The sequence below is a fragment of the Falsihalocynthiibacter sp. CO-5D18 genome, assembly GCF_041205445.1.
Taxonomy (GTDB): Bacteria; Pseudomonadota; Alphaproteobacteria; order Rhodobacterales; family Rhodobacteraceae; genus Falsihalocynthiibacter; species Falsihalocynthiibacter arcticus.
Map to the genome: position 1 here is coordinate 1 of NZ_JBGFCF010000004.1, position 16,595 is coordinate 16,595.

Annotated in this window: 14 protein-coding genes, 1 tRNA gene and 2 pseudogenes; 11 read left to right on the top strand and 6 right to left on the bottom strand. The window is 52.8% G+C overall.

Going from position 1 to position 16,595, the window contains the following annotated elements:
• A partial coding sequence (locus tag AB9F27_RS06420) for a transposase (RefSeq protein WP_369757614.1) occupies positions 1 to 283 on the top strand: 283 nt, incomplete at its 5' end.
• 255 nt (positions 284 to 538) lie between these two features.
• A pseudogene (locus AB9F27_RS06425) lies at positions 539 to 991 on the top strand (IS30 family transposase); the annotation flags it as partial.
• A gap of 34 nt (positions 992 to 1,025) precedes the next feature.
• On the opposite strand, the gene AB9F27_RS06430 reads toward AB9F27_RS06425, so the two are convergent.
• Positions 1,026 to 1,610, bottom strand: coding sequence for a hypothetical protein (locus AB9F27_RS06430; RefSeq protein WP_335586673.1), 585 nt, complete (start codon positions 1,608 to 1,610; stop codon positions 1,026 to 1,028).
• An 80-nt stretch (positions 1,611 to 1,690) separates the two neighbouring features.
• On the opposite strand from AB9F27_RS06430, the gene AB9F27_RS06435 reads away from it, so the two are divergent.
• The gene (locus AB9F27_RS06435) at positions 1,691 to 2,245 is read left to right on the top strand and encodes a hypothetical protein (RefSeq protein WP_335586672.1); all 555 of its coding nucleotides are present in this window, start codon (positions 1,691 to 1,693) and stop codon (positions 2,243 to 2,245) included.
• A 489-nt stretch (positions 2,246 to 2,734) separates the two neighbouring features.
• A complete protein-coding gene (locus AB9F27_RS06440) occupies positions 2,735 to 4,567 on the top strand; it encodes an amidohydrolase (protein WP_369757615.1) in 1,833 nt (610 codons plus the stop codon).
• Positions 4,568 to 5,064: 497 nt separating this feature from the next.
• Here AB9F27_RS06440 and AB9F27_RS06445 read toward each other — a convergent pair whose 3' ends face one another.
• On the bottom strand, positions 5,065 to 5,697 hold the full coding sequence (locus tag AB9F27_RS06445; RefSeq protein WP_369757616.1) for a TetR/AcrR family transcriptional regulator: 633 nt from the start codon (positions 5,695 to 5,697) through the stop codon (positions 5,065 to 5,067).
• 114 nt (positions 5,698 to 5,811) lie between these two features.
• Between AB9F27_RS06445 and AB9F27_RS06450 the strand changes: the two genes are divergently transcribed.
• Positions 5,812 to 7,050: a hypothetical protein gene (locus AB9F27_RS06450; RefSeq protein ID WP_369757617.1), complete on the top strand. Its 1,239-nt coding sequence runs from the start codon at positions 5,812 to 5,814 to the stop codon at positions 7,048 to 7,050.
• Between the two features lie 5 nt (positions 7,051 to 7,055).
• Positions 7,056 to 8,174 carry a hypothetical protein gene (locus AB9F27_RS06455; protein ID WP_369757618.1) on the top strand — a complete coding sequence of 373 codons (1,119 nt, stop codon included), beginning with the start codon at positions 7,056 to 7,058 and terminating at the stop codon, positions 8,172 to 8,174.
• A gap of 459 nt (positions 8,175 to 8,633) precedes the next feature.
• On the opposite strand, the gene AB9F27_RS06460 is transcribed toward AB9F27_RS06455, so the two are convergent.
• Positions 8,634 to 9,083 carry a hypothetical protein gene (locus AB9F27_RS06460; protein ID WP_335586660.1) on the bottom strand — a complete coding sequence of 150 codons (450 nt, stop codon included), beginning with the start codon at positions 9,081 to 9,083 and terminating at the stop codon, positions 8,634 to 8,636.
• 586 nt (positions 9,084 to 9,669) lie between these two features.
• On the opposite strand from AB9F27_RS06460, the gene AB9F27_RS06465 reads away from it, so the two are divergent.
• Positions 9,670 to 10,572, top strand: coding sequence for an oxidoreductase (locus AB9F27_RS06465; protein WP_335586659.1), 903 nt, complete (start codon positions 9,670 to 9,672; stop codon positions 10,570 to 10,572).
• Positions 10,573 to 10,625: 53 nt separating this feature from the next.
• On the top strand, positions 10,626 to 11,231 hold the full coding sequence (locus AB9F27_RS06470; protein WP_335586658.1) for a hypothetical protein: 606 nt from the start codon (positions 10,626 to 10,628) through the stop codon (positions 11,229 to 11,231).
• Between the two features lie 293 nt (positions 11,232 to 11,524).
• Here AB9F27_RS06470 and AB9F27_RS06475 read toward each other — a convergent pair whose 3' ends face one another.
• Positions 11,525 to 12,469 carry a homocysteine S-methyltransferase family protein gene (locus AB9F27_RS06475; RefSeq protein ID WP_335586657.1) on the bottom strand — a complete coding sequence of 315 codons (945 nt, stop codon included), beginning with the start codon at positions 12,467 to 12,469 and terminating at the stop codon, positions 11,525 to 11,527.
• 114 nt (positions 12,470 to 12,583) lie between these two features.
• On the opposite strand from AB9F27_RS06475, the gene AB9F27_RS06480 reads away from it, so the two are divergent.
• A complete protein-coding gene (locus AB9F27_RS06480; RefSeq protein WP_335586656.1) occupies positions 12,584 to 13,471 on the top strand; it encodes a LysR substrate-binding domain-containing protein in 888 nt (295 codons plus the stop codon).
• Between the two features lie 547 nt (positions 13,472 to 14,018).
• Here AB9F27_RS06480 and AB9F27_RS06485 read toward each other — a convergent pair.
• Complete coding sequence (locus AB9F27_RS06485) at positions 14,019 to 14,684, bottom strand: hypothetical protein (RefSeq protein WP_369757619.1); 666 nt, start codon at positions 14,682 to 14,684, stop codon at positions 14,019 to 14,021.
• Between the two features lie 151 nt (positions 14,685 to 14,835).
• Positions 14,836 to 14,921, bottom strand: a tRNA-Leu gene (locus tag AB9F27_RS06490).
• Between the two features lie 317 nt (positions 14,922 to 15,238).
• Here AB9F27_RS06490 and lipB point away from each other — a divergent pair.
• Both lipB and AB9F27_RS06500 read left to right on the top strand, forming a co-directional pair.
• Positions 15,239 to 15,907: pseudogene (gene lipB, locus AB9F27_RS06495) on the top strand (lipoyl(octanoyl) transferase LipB); the annotation flags it as partial.
• A 127-nt stretch (positions 15,908 to 16,034) separates the two neighbouring features.
• On the top strand, positions 16,035 to 16,457 hold the full coding sequence (locus tag AB9F27_RS06500; protein WP_335585795.1) for a cytochrome C: 423 nt from the start codon (positions 16,035 to 16,037) through the stop codon (positions 16,455 to 16,457).
• Positions 16,458 to 16,595 lie beyond the last annotated feature (138 nt).

Below are 16,595 nucleotides of genomic sequence, written 5' to 3' on the forward strand. Positions count from 1 at the left end.
TGGGCTGGTACCTGTCCAGAAATCCACAGGCGGGCGGCAAATATTAGGCCGCACCTCAAAAATGGGCCAACGCGATATCCGACGATTGCTGATTATTGGGGCCATGACCCGTATCAGATGGACGATCAAAAACGGTCCACCCAAAGGATCATGGTTGGAACAGATGTTGGAACGCAAGCCTCGTATGCTCGTGGCAATTGCGCTGGCAAACAAAACCGCCCGAACAATTTGGGCCATGATGACGAAGCAACAAGATTATCGAGATCCGATCGCGGCAGTGTAAACTGCAACGCTCGGTATGATGTGAGAAGGACATTGAGACAGTAAGGACAAAATGATCGACTAGATCGAGGTTAGGAAAACCAGGCCCTCCCAGAGAGTTAATAGCTCGTGGCATTGATTTGGACCCGACCTTCGCATCGCCATACCGGCCCGCGGCATGTGAAACGTCGCAAACTGAGGCCTGACACATGACCGTACCCGATCACATGTACAAACTGTTGAAAGAATCTCTTGCATTGAACGGGGCATCCACACATGGGAGGGCGATTTGATCGCAGGTTCTGGCAACAGCTTCATTGCCACTCTGGTCGAACGCCACACGCGCTTTGTCATGTTGGCAAAAATCAGTAAGAAAGATAGCGCTAGCGTCATTCAAGCGTTGATCAAACAGTCACGCAAACTGCCCAAAGAATTGTATCGCTCCCTGACTTGGGATCGTGGTTCAGAAATTGCGAAGCATAAGGCCTTCACCTTGGCGACGGATATCGACGTGTTTTTGTGCGAACCCCATTCGCCGTGGCAACGCGGTTCAAACGAAAATACCAACCGCCTGCTACGACAGTACTTCCCAAAGGGCACGGATTTGTCGATACATAGTCAAGCAAAGCTGAGCGCTGTCGCAAGACAGCTCAATGAGCGACCCCGAAAGACGCTGGGATACGAAACTCCCGCAGAGCGTTTCAATGCATGTGTTGCGTCGATCAGTTGAGGCCACCGGGCAATTGGTCCTCGCAATAGAACCTTCAGTCAAGCGTCGCGTTTCGCTCGGCACTGCGAAGCCGACTTAGTGTGACCGGTGTTACACCGAGAAAGGATGCTATCAAATAATGGCCGAAAAGCCCTTCGTGACGCGGGAAATCTTTCCGAAACCACGCAAGGCGGTCTGCGCCGCCAAGTGCCGCAAGGCACCACTCCCGATCAGCCTTACGGGCCAGTTCGTGTTGCAATATGCCGTTTGCCCATTCGCGAATTGGCTCCGATGCTAACATAAGCTCAGTCAAAGCGCGGCTGTCCATTTGTGCAACCAGTGCATCCGTAATCAAATTTATTGATACGAGCGAGATCCCGTTTCTGGTTCTCGCGACATTTGGTGTGACCACACATGGACCAGTGTGAAAGCTAACGCAAACGGCTCGACCTTCGGGATCTGTGATTTGACTGGTGGCTTGTCCATCAAGAATGATGCGCTCCATGGGGTCTGGTTCGCCCTGCGTCGCTATACGACACCCTTTTTCGACATATTCCACACTCCATGCTGCCGCGAACTCACGCCCAATGTCTTTATCCAATGCGTTCGGGAGACACGTCAGAAAAGTAAAAAGGTCCAAGTTGCGAATTCCTTATCAAACGATAATGCCAGCTTTGCTCGCACTCAGTACGACGGTGTTAATTGTACGGAGAACAACCAATGAATATGATGATACCAACTAAGAAGTATGGGCGGCAAGCGGCTCTCTTCAGTTTCGCTGCCAGCGGAATCTATCTGTTGATGATCTTTATCACACTCGCGCACATCGAGACTTTGTCCGGCCTTCGCCCTTTCGACATGCGCCCCGGAGGATATTCGGCTGAACAGGCAAATTCACTGCTCTCTGCCCTAGGATCTAGCGGGAGGCGGTATTATCTCACGCGACAGATTCCGCTCGATCTAGCGTATCCCGCGCTCATGGCGCTGACTTTGGTATCATTGCTCAAATGGTTGGGGTTAAGGGGCGTGGACCGCAAACTTGTTCAGATCGGAATTTGGTTTTCGATTGGGGCAGCTATCGGTGACTATCTAGAAAACATCGGCATCTGCCTCATGATCCTGAGTTGGCCAGAAATATCTGCCAACACTGTCCCAGTGGCAAGTGTCGCTTCCATTGTGAAATCGGGTTTAACAATGGCTGCTTTTGTGTCTGTTCTGCTTGCGGTTGTCTTTTGGGCGTTCAAAGGGATATCTGGAAGAAGAATTGCGACGTGATTAGCGTCGGTCGCCCATATATTTCGCAAAGCAGACGTTAGCCGCACAGCAGAAAAAAGGTACAATGGGCTCGAAGCCGACTTGCGACAGCGCAGAGAAAACTCCCGTTTCTAGGATTCCCCAATGTCGGCTTCAAACGTTCCGGCACACCTGGTTCGCACTTGCAGCGAATGTCAGCTGTCCGCCCTTAGCGCCAAATGCCGCGGTAGCACAAAAAAACATTGAGTCAGAGCCCCTATGCAAACGAAGCGAACGGCCCATTCCAGCCACTGAGCTGAAGTCCCACTGCTGCGTACAATTTCAACGAAACTGCCATTCGTGGACTTAGCATCATCTTATCCGCCTAGCTTCGATCCATAAGTGCGCCGGAAAAATCCTTCCGTTTGCTGTCTGATGGGCGCAGGCAATCGAATAAACCGCTTTGCCTTTTATAGTCCTTACGATACCGTTTAGGTGGGGTCGCCAATCAACTGGAAGGATGAAATAGCTATGGGATTCATGTTAAAGAGACTTGTTACAACGACACTATTTGCTCTTCTACCTGCTTTTTTGAACGCACAGGAAATCGCCGACACTATCTATACCGGTGGGCCAATCCTGACCATCAACGACGCGCAACCTTCAGCCGAAGCCATCGCTGTGAAAGACGGTGTCATCATAGCTGTGGGATCTCTTGCCGACGTCGCCTTGCACAAGGGAGAAGGCACCGAGATCTTCGAACTCGACGGTCGCGCAATGCTTCCCGGTTTCGTTGACAGCCATGGTCACGTCGTGAACGGAGGTCTCCAGCGGCTTTCGGCAAACCTGCTCGCCCCGCCCGACGGCGAGGTCACCGATATCCCGAAACTTCAGGAGACCCTGCGCGGCTGGATGAAGGATAATGCCGAAACTGTTGCGTCAGTAAAAATGATCATCGGATTCGGATATGACCAGTCCCAGCTTGCGGAACTCCGACATCCGACCCGCGAAGATCTTGATAAGATTTCCATGGATGTGCCGATACTGCTTGTTCACCAATCCTCTCATCTGGGCGCGGCCAATTCCAAGGCTCTCGAGATGGCAGGTGTGACAGCAGATACACCTGACCCAGCGGGCGGGATTTACCGCCGCGATTCTCAAGGAGAACCAACCGGCGTACTTGAGGAGAACGCGTTTTACGCGGTTCTGGTCAAAATGCTTGGTGGTCTGGGCGAGGACGGCTTCAGGGCCTTCGCAAAAGCCGGGACCGAGTTATGGGCGAGTTTTGGCTATACCACCGCACAAGAGGGTAGATCTATTCCCGCGACGGTTGCAGTTATGCGGAGCATCGCGGATGAAGGCGGCTTTGAGATCGACGTCGTGACCTATCCGGATGTACTTGTGGACCGCGATTTCATCCTTGAAAACGTTTCCCAGGATTATATTAACCGCTTAAGGGTTGCGGGCGCGAAACTCACAATCGACGGATCGCCGCAAGGGTTTACAGCCTTGCGGGACCGCCCCTATTACGATCCGGTAGGCGATTATCCTCCCGGCTATTCCGGCTACTCCTCCGCCACAATGGAACAGGTCAATGACGTGATGGACTGGGCCTACTCGAACGGCCTCCAGATTCTCACACACGCCAATGGTGAAGGCGCTTCTGATATGCTGATCGCGGCGACCGAGGCAGCACTTGCAAAATACGGTCCGGTTGGAAATCGACCAGTCCTCATTCACGGTCAGTTCATGCGCGAAGACCAGGTGGACTCGGTCAAACGACTCGGGCTTTTTCCGTCCCTTTTCCCGATGCACACATTCTATTGGGGGGATTGGCACCGCGAACATACGGTCGGTCCCGTCAACGCGGACAATATCTCTCCAACGGGCTGGGTCCGCCAACGTGGAATGATGTTCGGAACACACCACGACGCACCAGTCGCGTACCCGGACAGTATGCGCGTGCTGGATGCGACCGTGACACGCCGAACCCGCTCGGGTGATATTCTTGGTCCGGATCAAAGGGTGGATGTCATGACAGCTCTGAAGGCAATGACGATCTGGCCAGCATGGCAGCATTTCGAAGAAGACAAAAAGGGCTCCCTGGAGGTCGGCAAGCTTGCCGATTTCGTCATACTTTCAAATGACCCGACAGTAATTGATCCGGAGGATCTGGACACGCTTAGTGTTTTGGTGACAATCAAGGAGGACAAAGTCATCTTTGAAGCACCCGTCGGAGAGGATCAGGGAGAGTTGCGACCGGGAATGTTCCGAAATTTCTTTCCCTCGGGAGATGACCCGCATGGGGGCCATAAACTCTTGGAACTCGCGATTGCAGCCACAGAGGCCATGGCCGTAGAATAGCTTGATAAAGGGGGTAGTGTTGAATTTCCGCTGAGTGTGTTGCCGCGATCTCTTGAATCGGCCACTGGATGCCGCCATCGGCCGGTTGCTTTCAGTGTTCGTGGGTCGAATGGCTGGATTGCGGAAAACCGCACTGAATGACGAATGCTGCATTCGCACTCGAACTTCCTAACAGTTCCTAGCGTAGGTGTCGTGAACGGCCCAAAGCTGCCATTGGTGCAAAGCGCAGCGAATGTCCGGTTCGAGCCCAAACCTACAAATGCTGCGATGTGCATGAATGGCTGCTTTTGGGATCGGTTGGCTCTAGCGGTAGCGCGACAGGCACTGCCGCTAAATGTTCGTTTTTGATTAGCTAAACAGACCGAACATCGTGTTCATGGCTGCACGAGCCCGTGCGCGGACTGGACAATTGGGCTGCGTCGCCCAGTAACACAATGTGGCCTGCAACAACGGGATCTGCGGCGAACTCCCATAACGGATGGTCGCGTTGGGTTCCTCTATCGTAGAGACCCCTGACCGGTGATCAAAACAAGATCGGTGTTGCGGATTGCCTTGGCCTTAAGAGCCTCCAGTGGCGCTCCGGCGCGTGCCTGCATGATCATCGCGGCACCCAAGTCCATGATCAGGGAAATCGCGGAGGCGGAGTCAAAGTCTTTGGGCAAGTTGCTTTTTTCGATTTGTTCTTCAAAATAGGTCGACATACGCGCGTAACTTTCCTTGGGTGCCGTATCCAAAACCGCGGCGACTTTGGGAAGTCGGTCCATCAAGGGCATGGCGATGGACATGATCAGGCAGCCGGACGGGTGATTTGGCGAAGCGACATTGTTTGCGAGGTTAATGAAGTAATCCCGTATCCCTTCGCTAGGCGCCTCTGCTTTTGCCATGGCGTCCAAGGACGCCTTTGATCGCGTTTGCCTGTAACGATTAATGGCCGCAACGAACAGGTCTTCCTTAACCCCGAAGGCATTGTAAAGGCTCGGCTTTGTCAGGCCTGTGCGTTTGGCGAGTGTCTCTGTATCCGACGCCTCATATCCTAGCTCCCAGAATACATCTATCGCCTTGTCCAGCACTTCATCTTCGTCGAATTTTCGCGGTCTGCCCGGACTGCGTTTCTTACTGTTTTCTACCATTCAGTATAAAACTCCTTGACTCATCTTGTGCAGTATTATTATCTACTGATCAGTACAATACAAGTACTTATGCGTCAACACGCCGTCGACGCAAACACCAAACGGGAGACCAACATGTCGAAACAAAACAAGTTTGCCATCACACTTTCAGCGGCGTTGCTGATTGGAACCAGCGCTCTTGCTGACACATCATTGGATATTAAGTTCGCTGGTGCGCTTGAATTTACCGAGGACGGCACGCTCTTTGTGGGCGACAACTACAATGGTGCTATCTACGCTTTCGAAATGCCTGCAACGGGTGGTCCAGAGCAGATCATGCCAAGCTCGATTGCCAACATCGATGCGAAAATCGCTGAACTGCTTGGTGTCGGTATCCATGCAATCGAACTCAATGACATGGCGTCCCACCCGATCACCCAAGACCTTTACATCTCGGTGACGCGTATTGGCAGTTCTGCTTCGCGGCCCGCAATTATCCAAGTGACACAGGATCAACAGATTAGCCTTGTAGACCTCGCCTCGTTTGACTTCCAAAAGCAAGATTTGATGGAATTCCCCGAAGGCGAGACCACGTTTGGCGTTCGTGGGATGGGTCCGATGCCACCGTTAACACGGGACATCGCCAAGGGTGAAATCCCGCTGCGCACACTTGCAATCATGGACATGGAATATTACGAGGGGGAGCTTTTCGTTGCTGGTGTGGCCCATGACAACTTCCTGTCATCGCTGCGCCGAATGTCCTACCCGTTCGATGGCAGCCAAGGCATCACAAATGTTGAGATGTACCACGTCACCCACGACCAGTACGAAAGCCGCGCCCCTATCCGAGCTATGTCTGTGCAAGAGATCGACGGGAAACCGCAGTTGGTCGCCGCCTATACTTGCAGCCCGATCGTGCTGGTGCCGCTGGAGGACATTCAAGACGGTGCGAAGATCGCTGCCAACACGATCATGGACTATGGCAACGGCCAGCCGCTGGATATGATCCCGTTCCAGATGCAGGGGCAGACGATGTTGTTGGTGACCAATGACAGCCGCTCGCCGCAGGTCATCCCGATCGCCGGGCTGCAAGACGCGAAAGTTGTCGATCACAACGACTTTGAACGCGGCGGTAAGCTCGATCTGCATCCCGTGATGCCCTATGGCCCAGTGGGTGAAGCAGTCATGTTCGACGGGATGTCGATGCACATGACACAGGTCGGCGAGGGCATGTTGGCTTCGATCACCCGCGATCTCTACACGGGTAGCCTGAACCTCGATACCAACCCAACGTGGTTCCCCAACCGTATTCACAACATGAAAGCGGAGTTTGATTTCCCTGATTATGCACCAGATCCAACGCGGACGCAGTGACAACTATGATACAAGGTATAAACAACGGGGTCGCCAAATTCTTGGCGACCTTCCTATTGGTGAATATGATGAGTTCAGCTGCGCAATCACAGGATTTGACGCTACCGCAAGATGGGGCAGAGCCGGTAATTTTACCTTTGATCGGCATCCATTGGGCGCAGGTGCGTCCATCGGAACTGCTTGAAGTTTTTGTGGGCCCCGCTGAACCCTGCTGCGAGGGTCGCATAGCAATTACTGGTCAATACACACGGACCGATGATGCCCTCACGTTTTTGCCTGCCTTTGGGTTTGAAACGGGCCAAGACTATGTCGCGCGTATTCGGATATCCGAGGCAAATGACGACTTCGTCTCATTCTCCATTCCGCCCGATGGTCTCGCGGTTGATGCTTTGGTCACCGCCACCTACCCAAGCGGCGACATACTACCTGAAAATGTGCTTCGGTTTTATATTCACTTCTCGACACCGATGTCGCCACAGGTTGCCTTCGACTATATCAAGCTTCGCGATGCAGCGGGCAACGTCGATGATGCCGCTTTCATGCGATTCAAACAGGAACTTTGGAATGAAGACAGAACGCGGCTGACAGTTCTGATTGACCCCGGGCGTATCAAGCGTAAGGTCGCAACCAATGTGGAACTCGGCCCTGCCTTGCGCGCGGGGCAACTCTATACGTTATCTGTCGAGGGCGGTTGGCCATCAGCAGATGGGGCTTCTGTTTTACCCCCTTTTTCCAGAACGTTTTCGGTTTCATTAGCCCTTCGAGAACGACCAGATGTGAGCCTTTGGCAAGCAACAGTGCCATGTGTTGGAACAACAGATTCGTTGTACATCGCTTTTGACCGCCCCTTTGATCGCCACCTTTTGAGCAAGGACATTCAAGTAGCGGCTGGAGATGGTCAAATCGTAGATGGGACGGTTCATGTTGGTGAAGGCGAAACTTCTTGGAGCTTCACCCCAAATGACGTGTGGACCCAAAGCGAACTCGTTGTTCATGCCAGCACTGAGCTTGAGGATGTCGCCGGAAACAACTTTCACGACCTTCTTGATCATTTGGAAACGACAGCAGAAACTGAAGTTGCAACATCCGCACTTCCGATAAACCTGAATAGTTGTTCGCAGTAGCAGAACAAAGTCGAGCCACACCATTTGACTGCTTTATAAAAGCGGTCTTTGGTGCGGCAAGGTCGAATGTCGGTTTTGTCCCGCTTAGCAGACCTCTACACAGATCGCAGCGATTGACCGCTCTCCGCCCTTAGTTACATAATGTACATGGCGCAGCATTGAGCCTATTGAGCACCCGAAGTCGAACCCATTTATGTTAGCTAGCTCGGCTGATTTAGAATTTCGTCCATCCAACCCTCCAAAGAATCACGCGGATGCGAAGCCATATTGCTTTGCTCCACCTCAAGGTTAAACGCCGCCCTTGGCGTCAGGAACTGATCAATAACCAGCTTGGGAAACAAGTCCCGCTTCACTGCTTCAAGCGTCGAGACCGCCAAAGCACAATTCGGAACTTGATTGAGTATACCCCAAAAGCGAAACCGAGAGAAATCCGCGAATTACACCTCTCCCGGTCAAATCTCAGTTGATGGACGCGTCGGCGCGCATCCCAGCTTCCTTGTGGCCTTCCAGCTCGCAGCTGATTTCGGTCAGGCTGACAGGCTGAATTGGCACGAAATACCAATCCACCGTTTTGTGCGGACCAACCTCGACCTCGCGGACCGAGCCTTTGATTTCGGCCACAAGTTCGCCGTCGGCATCCTCGATTTCAACCTTACGGGTGAAAATCCTCTCACCCATTTCATTCAGCGAAACCTCGTGCTTGATCTCGTCGACATTGATCATCCTGAGTTTGTAGGCCTGACCAGTCTCGAATTCGAACGTGTTGGGCTTGAAGTACATGCCATCGTCATTCGTCCCCATCTCGATTTCGACGGTAATCACGTTCGCCCTGCTCAAATCCCCAGCCGCAAACGCGCCACTTGCTGCAAAGGCCACCAATACCGCACCGAAAAGTGTGTTCTTAAACATCCTCATTCTCCATTTAGCTTTGTGAACATCCCTCAAAACGAGACACCACATGCTAACCTGACGGCCAAATTACGGGTATGATCTCTGTCAATTACGTAGCCGTTAGGCGGGGCACACCTGACGCTCACTTATTTTGGGCATCAGATTGCCTTATAAGTTTTGGTGTATTTTCGGGTGTGCCGCACTGGGAGCTCTGAGGCGCCGGTGCAATTTCATGGGGTTTGAACGCAATAATAGCCCCCGCCGATTAGAGCGAAGGGGATAGGCTGCCTAGGGGCGTACTTTACGGGTATATTCTGCTCGGATATTGATGAAAGATAAGTACGGCGCTTCAGAATGCATGTTGTGTTTTTTTTGGCACTTGTAGTTAGAAAAAAGGCAGCTTCAGCTTTCAAACGAACCGCAGTCTGGTGCGAACGGCCCAAACCAGACCTTAGTGCACTGCGCAGCTAACGGCGGGTCTGAGCCCATTCTAACGGATGCTGCGGAAACGACCAATGTCAGTGAACCACAAGAAGCTGACATTTAAAGTTGGAACTGTTACGCAGATATACAGGCAAAAACCCCAATGTAGAAAGCTTCTTAAATGACCTCAGAATTCCAACATTGGATTGACCAAAATCTCCCAAGCCAAGACGGCAAGACAATCCTGATTACAGGGGGAAATTCTGGAATAGGCTACTACGCTGCCTTGGCTCTGGCGAAAGCCGGTGCACACGTCGTTATAGCAGGGCGAAACCCCGATAAGATCGAGCAAGCCATCAAAAGCATCGAAGCTGAAGGGGTGGCTGGACATGTTGAGGCCGGAATTGTCGATCTGGCAAGTTTGGCGTCCGTAAAGCAGTTCTCAGAACAATTTAGAATATCCCATCCAAAGCTGGATGTTCTTATCAACAATGCTGGCGTGATGATGCCGCCTGCGGGCAAGACTGAAGACGGTTTCGAGAGCCAGTTCGGGGTCAACTTCTTGGGTCATTTTGCGCTGACCGGGCTCCTTTTTGATCGTTTGCAATCTACGGCTGGTTCAAGGGTTGTGACGCTCAGCAGCATTGCACACAGGGGCGCGCAGATTGATTTTGACAACTTGCGGCTGGAAAAAACCTACGATCAAAAGCGCGAGTACTACCAAAGTAAATTGGCTGACCTTCTGTTCACCTTGGAACTTGCGCGCCGCATTGATGCAAAAGAGGCGTCCGTGCTATCCGTCGCCTGTCATCCAGGGTTCACAAAAACGGAACTGCAACGACATGTTGATCCTGCAATGCTTGCGAAAATGACTTTCATGGAGGCTTGGCAGGGTTCGCTACCGACATTGCTCGCCGCGACAGGGGCGAATGTTATGCAAGGGGACTACTATGGGCCAGATGGTCCGGGCGAATTGGGCGGTTTGCCTGCGATTGGCGAGATCGATGCCTCCGCGCGGGATGCTGGCGTTGCGAAGCGGCTGTGGGAGGTTGGGCAGGACGTGACGGGCATTGCCTTTCCTTAAGAGCCGCCAGAACATCGGCCGAGAGTATAACATTTTTTGATGAGGCAAGGTTTATGCGAGATCAGAAATTTGAACCGCCGCGCGTGTCTCGGCGCAGAGTGCTATCAACTGCGTTTGCAGGCGTTTGCGGTATTGCAACCTATGCTACGGTCTTGCCCACGCCGGCCAAAGCCGCAGGAAACGAAAGTGCTCAGATGAACCCAACCGATCTTATCACTGCTCTGCGATCAATTGGAACGCCTGGTTGTCTGGCTGCCGCTGATAGGTTGGAAGCAGCAATCGGATCACAGGCCGGATTTGATCTGCATCTGCGGCGCGCAGGATTAAACCAAGCAGATGCACAGGTTTTAGCGGACGGAATGTTGCGAGCTAATGCTGGAAATGCGCTTTCCCTTAGGTCCTTCAGCGCAAGCTATAACCCTGAATTGGGAGACGTTGGTGCTGCCACATTAGCCACCGCCTTCCCGGCGACCATGACAGAATTGGGACTTGTAGGATGCTCTGTTGGAGATGCAGGTGCCCGCCCGATCTTGGAATGGGCTCGCAATGCGCCTAATCTCAAGATGATTTGCGTGGAGGGAAACAATTTTTCGGCTGGTATGAAAATCCAGTTCCGAGATTTGGCGTCTCTTGGCGGCAATATGCTGGTGGTGGCCTGATCTTACCCAGCCTTTGAAGATCAGACAGAAAATGAGATCATAATTGTCGATAAATGTATTAAGCCGCCATTGGCGCAGCTGCAGCGAATTCGCACTTCGTCCGCATACCCGACCTCGGTTCATTTTGCAGCTAAAGTCCGGAAAGAGCCCATTTTGCAAAATGCTGCACGTTGTACCAATGTCGGCTACGTGATCTGCAATGCTACCAAAGGCCGCTTTGCATTCGGAATGAAAAACTGAGGCAGTACAGAGAGGACAAGCCGATGTATTCTCAGATGTGTATCTCGGATGGCCTACGCAGCGGCCAGTAGCGCCCGTCCGATTTTTTCGACATGCACATAGTCCGTACCGCAACATCCGCCAAACACATTCATATTCGGGTGGGCGGCCCGGATTTCAACGTACTGGCTCGCCAATTCATCAGGATTGCCTTCGTCGAGATGGCCCAATTGGCACAAGGTCCCATGGTCCAACGACGACGCGTTGGCCCGAAGTCCACGGATGCGGTTTGCCCAAGGCTCACTGGCAAGTGCGGGGCCAAAATCGACGGGGTGCGCGCAATTGATCATGTAGTAGGCCGGTGCGCTTGAGGTCGCGGCGTCGACTATTTCAATCGCTTGTTTCAATGTTTCACCGCTCCGAAGTTTGCGGTTTTTCTCAATCGTAAAAGCAAGAACCGACGGTATGCCTGCCTCGGCTGCTGCCTTTGCGATGCCAATTGCCTCCGCCGTCGTGTTCAAGGTTAGGGCTGTGACGATATCAACACCTGCGACTTTGAACGTAGCGATCTGCTCTCTGTGGTAGGCTTCGGCCCTTTTGGCTGATAGTTCTTGGTTTGTTTTATAGGCGTCGCCCTTCGGTCCAATGCACCCACTGATAACGGTGTTTTCGGCTGTCAAACCAGCCTCTGCGGCGCATTCGCGGTAAAGTTCAAAACATTTATGGTTCATTTCAGCGAGACCTTGGGGGGAGTAACCAAGCAAAGCACCCCAATCCCGACTTGCCCGATAGGTCAGGCTGTCAAAGATGAAAGGCGTTCCGAGTTTTACGGCGACATTGGCGAAGGCGGTGTAATATTCCCGCAATGCGGCCGCTGAGCGCTTGTCGTTTAGAAGATGAAAGGCGCTAAATTCCGGAAGTTCAAAGCCGCGCTTATACATAAGCCAAGTCTCGGTTCCGCCATCGGTCAAGAAAATGTCGTCTGTGTGATGGGGGAGTCGGGGTGATATTTGTGTCATGTTGTCCTCCTGTCGCGTCAAAAAGGGACTGTATCCACAGCATAGGTTTTGGCGGCCACACCTGACAAACGATCATAAATTGACTTATAGCCTAGGTTTTCTAAGGTATAAGTCATGACCCGACGCTTGCCATCACTTAACCAACTGCGCGCCTTTGAGGCCGCTGCCCGCCATGAGAGCATCAAAATGGGGGCGGAAGAGTTGTGTGTGACGCCCGCTGCCGTTGGGCACCAAATCAAAGGTTTGGAGCTTGAGTTGAACACCGCTTTGTTCCGGCGCAAGACCCGAAAGATTGAATTGACGGAAGAAGGTCGCGCACTGTCTGAACAATTGGGAAGGGCATTAGATGCAATCGAACATGCCGTAGCAAAGGCTCGCAAGCCTGACCTAGCAGGAACATTGAAAATCACAATTGCCCCGTTTTTCGGGAATCGTTGGTTGCTACCGCGCCTGCCTGATTTTCACAGACAACACCCTAGCATCGAGATCATACCATCGCTTTCGTTCGATTATGTTGACCTTCGCAACTCCGGTTTTGACGCCGCCGTTCGATATGGCGCAGGCGATTGGGACGGAATGTCCAGCGTGCTCATCTGCAACGATGTTGTCAGTCCGGTTTGTGCACCGCAATTGATAGACGGGTGTCAGATGCCCCTGTCAGCAGGTGATATTTTAGCCTTACCACTGGCCTGTGGTCGGCGATGGCGCGAAGATTGGTCTGCTTGGGCCAAGGCGTCAGGGTCGAAAATTGCCAATCCTGAGAGAGTTATCGTGTACGAAAGCCGCGCATTCATGTTTGACGCGGCCCTGTCGGGGCAAGCCGTGATCCTTGCGGATTTGAAAATGACCGCAGCGGATGTGGCTGCCGGTAGCCTCGTTCGATTAAGCCCGATTGAGGTTGACCGTCCGCAAGGTCTCTATGTGGTGTCCGAGGCAACGCCGAACATAAATCCGAGACTGCAAGTGTTCACAAACTGGTTGGAGCTACAGGCTCGCGGGTGACCTGTTACGAGCCAAATTTACCGCGAAGGGAATACACGGAGTTTCCTTGTCTACACGCCAAAACAGCCCTTGGCGCGGTTGCAGCGAATTCACACTTTGTCCCGCATAGCGGAAGTTGGAACCGAACGCAGCGAACGGCGGGTCTGAGCCCACTTTACCAGTTTTCTACAATGCAGCGAATGTTAGCTCTTGCGACTTGCTCGCCCCCCCCTTCGCCAGTTAAGGCGAAGGGGGGATGACACAGGAGGCAAAGATAATTGAGCCGCACTGGTAGCCTCAAAAATGTTTACAGGCCATTTTTCAATGCAGAGGCCATTGCTCAGCCTTATGTTCTTTTATTTTCAGCCCTGCATACCCCCCGTCTTCTCCAACGCCGGGCACACGGTTGGCCGATCACATCCGGAAGCCGCAGGGAATTGTAAATCGCCTCTGCCTGGTCAGCCTTCTTACTATCGATCGGCAGATCACAAATCGGCGTTTCCCCCGCTTTGAGTTTTTCCTCCCAATCAAGGCAAGCAAAGGGAAAATCTAGCGCCACCTCGGCCCCCTAATGTTTGAATTCTGAATAACTCGGCAAATGCGCCGCAACCCCGCCCTCGGCGGTGGTGGTGATCTCGCGCGCGTCTTTGCTTTGTTGCCCCTTTTTGCCCAGCGGTTTTTCCTTGGCTTTGCCGTCGCCGCGCGCTTTGCCCGCCAGACTTTCTAGCTCGCTGCGCTCTGCCTGCTTGAGCAGTTCTTTCATCGCGGCGACGTTTACGCCCTGCGCCGCCTTGAACAACATCAGCATCACTTGCGCCTTGATTTCCCACTCCTTGCGCGCAATGCTAAACACGCCCGACAGAAGGCTCATTTCCCGATTTACGGTGCCGGCCGCCACTTCACGCAATCGCATGTCGCGCCAATTCGCAATATCGATAGGGAGAACTTCACGCAGGATAACATTGCCCAAAGATCCTTTTGCGATCTTCTCTAGCCGCAGCTGCTCCCACTTCGCGCCCCGCTTTGACGGCGAGACTTCCCGCGCATATCGCAGCAATGCATCGCGCATGGTCTCGGTCGACACCGAAACCTCTCCTTCTCGAATCAAGAACTCTTGGCGCGCGGCCCAGTCTTTGGCATCAACCCGCTTCTCAAATGACTTTGATTTTCGTATACCTTGCATGGCGACTTGCGCCTGCCATTTGCCGGCTTGCAGCTTTTTAAAAGACGCCATTTCAAATTCTCCCGCTCGGAAAATTCGTAATTCGTTCGTAATGACATGTCAATTTCAATGGATTATAGCGCATTTCAGTACGAAATGCCCACCATAACCCCCTGTATATCCTTATATAAATAAGGAACTTCACTGATTAAGGGGAAAATATTGGTGCGGTCGAGAAGACTCGAACTTCCACGGGTGTTACCCCACAGCGACCTCAACGCTGCGCGTCTACCATTCCGCCACGACCGCACGTGATATTCTGGTAGTCTGGGGCGGGGTATAGCCAAGGGATTCGGGGATGTGAAGTAGGAAAACGCGCCAATAGTCAGAAAACTTCCACCTCTGCTTCCCCCTCTGTACAAATCCCTTAAAAATGAGGGCGCGACAAAGCCTCCCCTACCCGCAGAACCACGAAATCCCTCCCATCGCCCCCAGAATTCGAACCATTGCACTCTTGCACGATTCCATGGGAAACCTTTAACCTGAGGGCACGCGGTTTTGTCCGTCTGAAACCGTACCTTTTCTGACCACGCAAGCGGCCGGAAAAAGCAGAAAACGCATATGAGGAGACTTCGGTGGTTGAATGGATTCTATCTGAGGGTCTCACGGAGTATGAGGCGGCCGTAACCTTCATGGAGCAACGCGCCGACGCGATTGCCCGTGGCGAGGCCGAGGAAGCCATCTGGCTGGTCGAACACCCGCCCCTCTATACGGCAGGCACCAGCGCAAAACGCGAAGACCTCACCGATCCCGACCGTTTCCCCGTTCACGAGAGCAAACGCGGCGGACAATATACCTACCACGGCCCTGGCCAACGGGTGGCCTATGCGATGCTTGATGTCGGCAAACGCGGCCATGACGTGCGCTGCTTTGTCAATCAGCTCGAAGCATGGGTGATTGACACCTTGGCGGAATTAAACGTCACAGGCGAGCGCCGCGCCGGCCGAGTCGGGGTTTGGGTCACGCGCCCTGATCGCCCCCTCAATGTCGACGGCTCCCTCCAAGAAGACAAAATCGCCGCTATTGGTGTGCGCCTGCGCAAATGGGTCAGCTTTCACGGCATCTCGATCAACGTTGAACCCGACCTGTCGCATTTTGACGGCATTGTCCCCTGTGGCATACGTGAACACGGGGTCACAAGCCTCGTAGATTTAGGGCTGCCCGTCGAAATGGGCGATGTCGATGTGGCCCTCAAGCGCTGTTTTGAGCGGTGCGTCGCGCCCTATGAAGCCTAAGGCCGCCCTGTTCGTCGAAATAAAATGACAAAATGGTCGCAGAAGGTTTTTTACCCTTTAATTCGGCGTCGATTCCCTATGATATGCGGGCACAGCGCGAACACTTAACTCACTAAAGAGGTTCCTAATGACAAAATTTCATATTTTGGCCGCGATCGCATCCCTCGCAATCGCATCCCCTGCGTTTGCTGAAGGCGATATCGAAAAAGGCGAGAAAACATTCAAGCAGTGTAAGTCTTGCCATATGATCGCAAATGGCGATGAAGTGCTCCTCAAAGGCGGCAAAACGGGTCCAAATCTTTATGGTATCGTCGGTCGTGTTATGGGGTCCGAAGAAGATTTCAAATATGGTTCCGGCCTTATTGCAGCAAATGAAGCGGGCATCGTCTGGGACGAAGAAGCCATCGCTGAGTATGCTGGAAACCCAAAAGACTACCTCCAAGAGGTCACAGGCGATTCGGGCGCAAAAACAAAAATGACCTTTAAATTGAAAAAGGGCGGCGAAGATGTTGCGGCCTTCCTTGCAACAATGGGTCCCGCATCGGAATAAATTCCGTATTTCGTCGGAAACGATGAAAAAAAAGGGCGTCGGGACGTCTAGATGATTGCCCACAAAACAGAAGCGCTCTAAGACATGAGCGGAACACGTCGCGCAGGGCCTGCCCCTGCGCGTCCAATTTATAAAAGC

What these genes read in the sequence shown, in the direction of transcription:
- AB9F27_RS06435 (WP_335586672.1), top strand. Translation starts at nt 1,691, where the DNA reads ATGAATATGATGATACCAACTAAGAAGTATGGGCGGCAAGCGGCTCTC.
- AB9F27_RS06440 (WP_369757615.1), top strand. Translation starts at nt 2,735, where the DNA reads ATGGGATTCATGTTAAAGAGACTTGTTACAACGACACTATTTGCTCTT.
- AB9F27_RS06445 (WP_369757616.1), bottom strand. Translation starts at nt 5,697, where the DNA reads ATGGTAGAAAACAGTAAGAAACGCAGTCCGGGCAGACCGCGAAAATTC.
- AB9F27_RS06450 (WP_369757617.1), top strand. Translation starts at nt 5,812, where the DNA reads ATGTCGAAACAAAACAAGTTTGCCATCACACTTTCAGCGGCGTTGCTG.
- AB9F27_RS06455 (WP_369757618.1), top strand. Translation starts at nt 7,056, where the DNA reads ATGATACAAGGTATAAACAACGGGGTCGCCAAATTCTTGGCGACCTTC.
- AB9F27_RS06460 (WP_335586660.1), bottom strand. Translation starts at nt 9,083, where the DNA reads ATGTTTAAGAACACACTTTTCGGTGCGGTATTGGTGGCCTTTGCAGCA.
- AB9F27_RS06465 (WP_335586659.1), top strand. Translation starts at nt 9,670, where the DNA reads ATGACCTCAGAATTCCAACATTGGATTGACCAAAATCTCCCAAGCCAA.
- AB9F27_RS06470 (WP_335586658.1), top strand. Translation starts at nt 10,626, where the DNA reads ATGCGAGATCAGAAATTTGAACCGCCGCGCGTGTCTCGGCGCAGAGTG.
- AB9F27_RS06475 (WP_335586657.1), bottom strand. Translation starts at nt 12,469, where the DNA reads ATGACACAAATATCACCCCGACTCCCCCATCACACAGACGACATTTTC.
- AB9F27_RS06480 (WP_335586656.1), top strand. Translation starts at nt 12,584, where the DNA reads ATGACCCGACGCTTGCCATCACTTAACCAACTGCGCGCCTTTGAGGCC.
- AB9F27_RS06485 (WP_369757619.1), bottom strand. Translation starts at nt 14,684, where the DNA reads ATGGCGTCTTTTAAAAAGCTGCAAGCCGGCAAATGGCAGGCGCAAGTC.
- AB9F27_RS06500 (WP_335585795.1), top strand. Translation starts at nt 16,035, where the DNA reads ATGACAAAATTTCATATTTTGGCCGCGATCGCATCCCTCGCAATCGCA.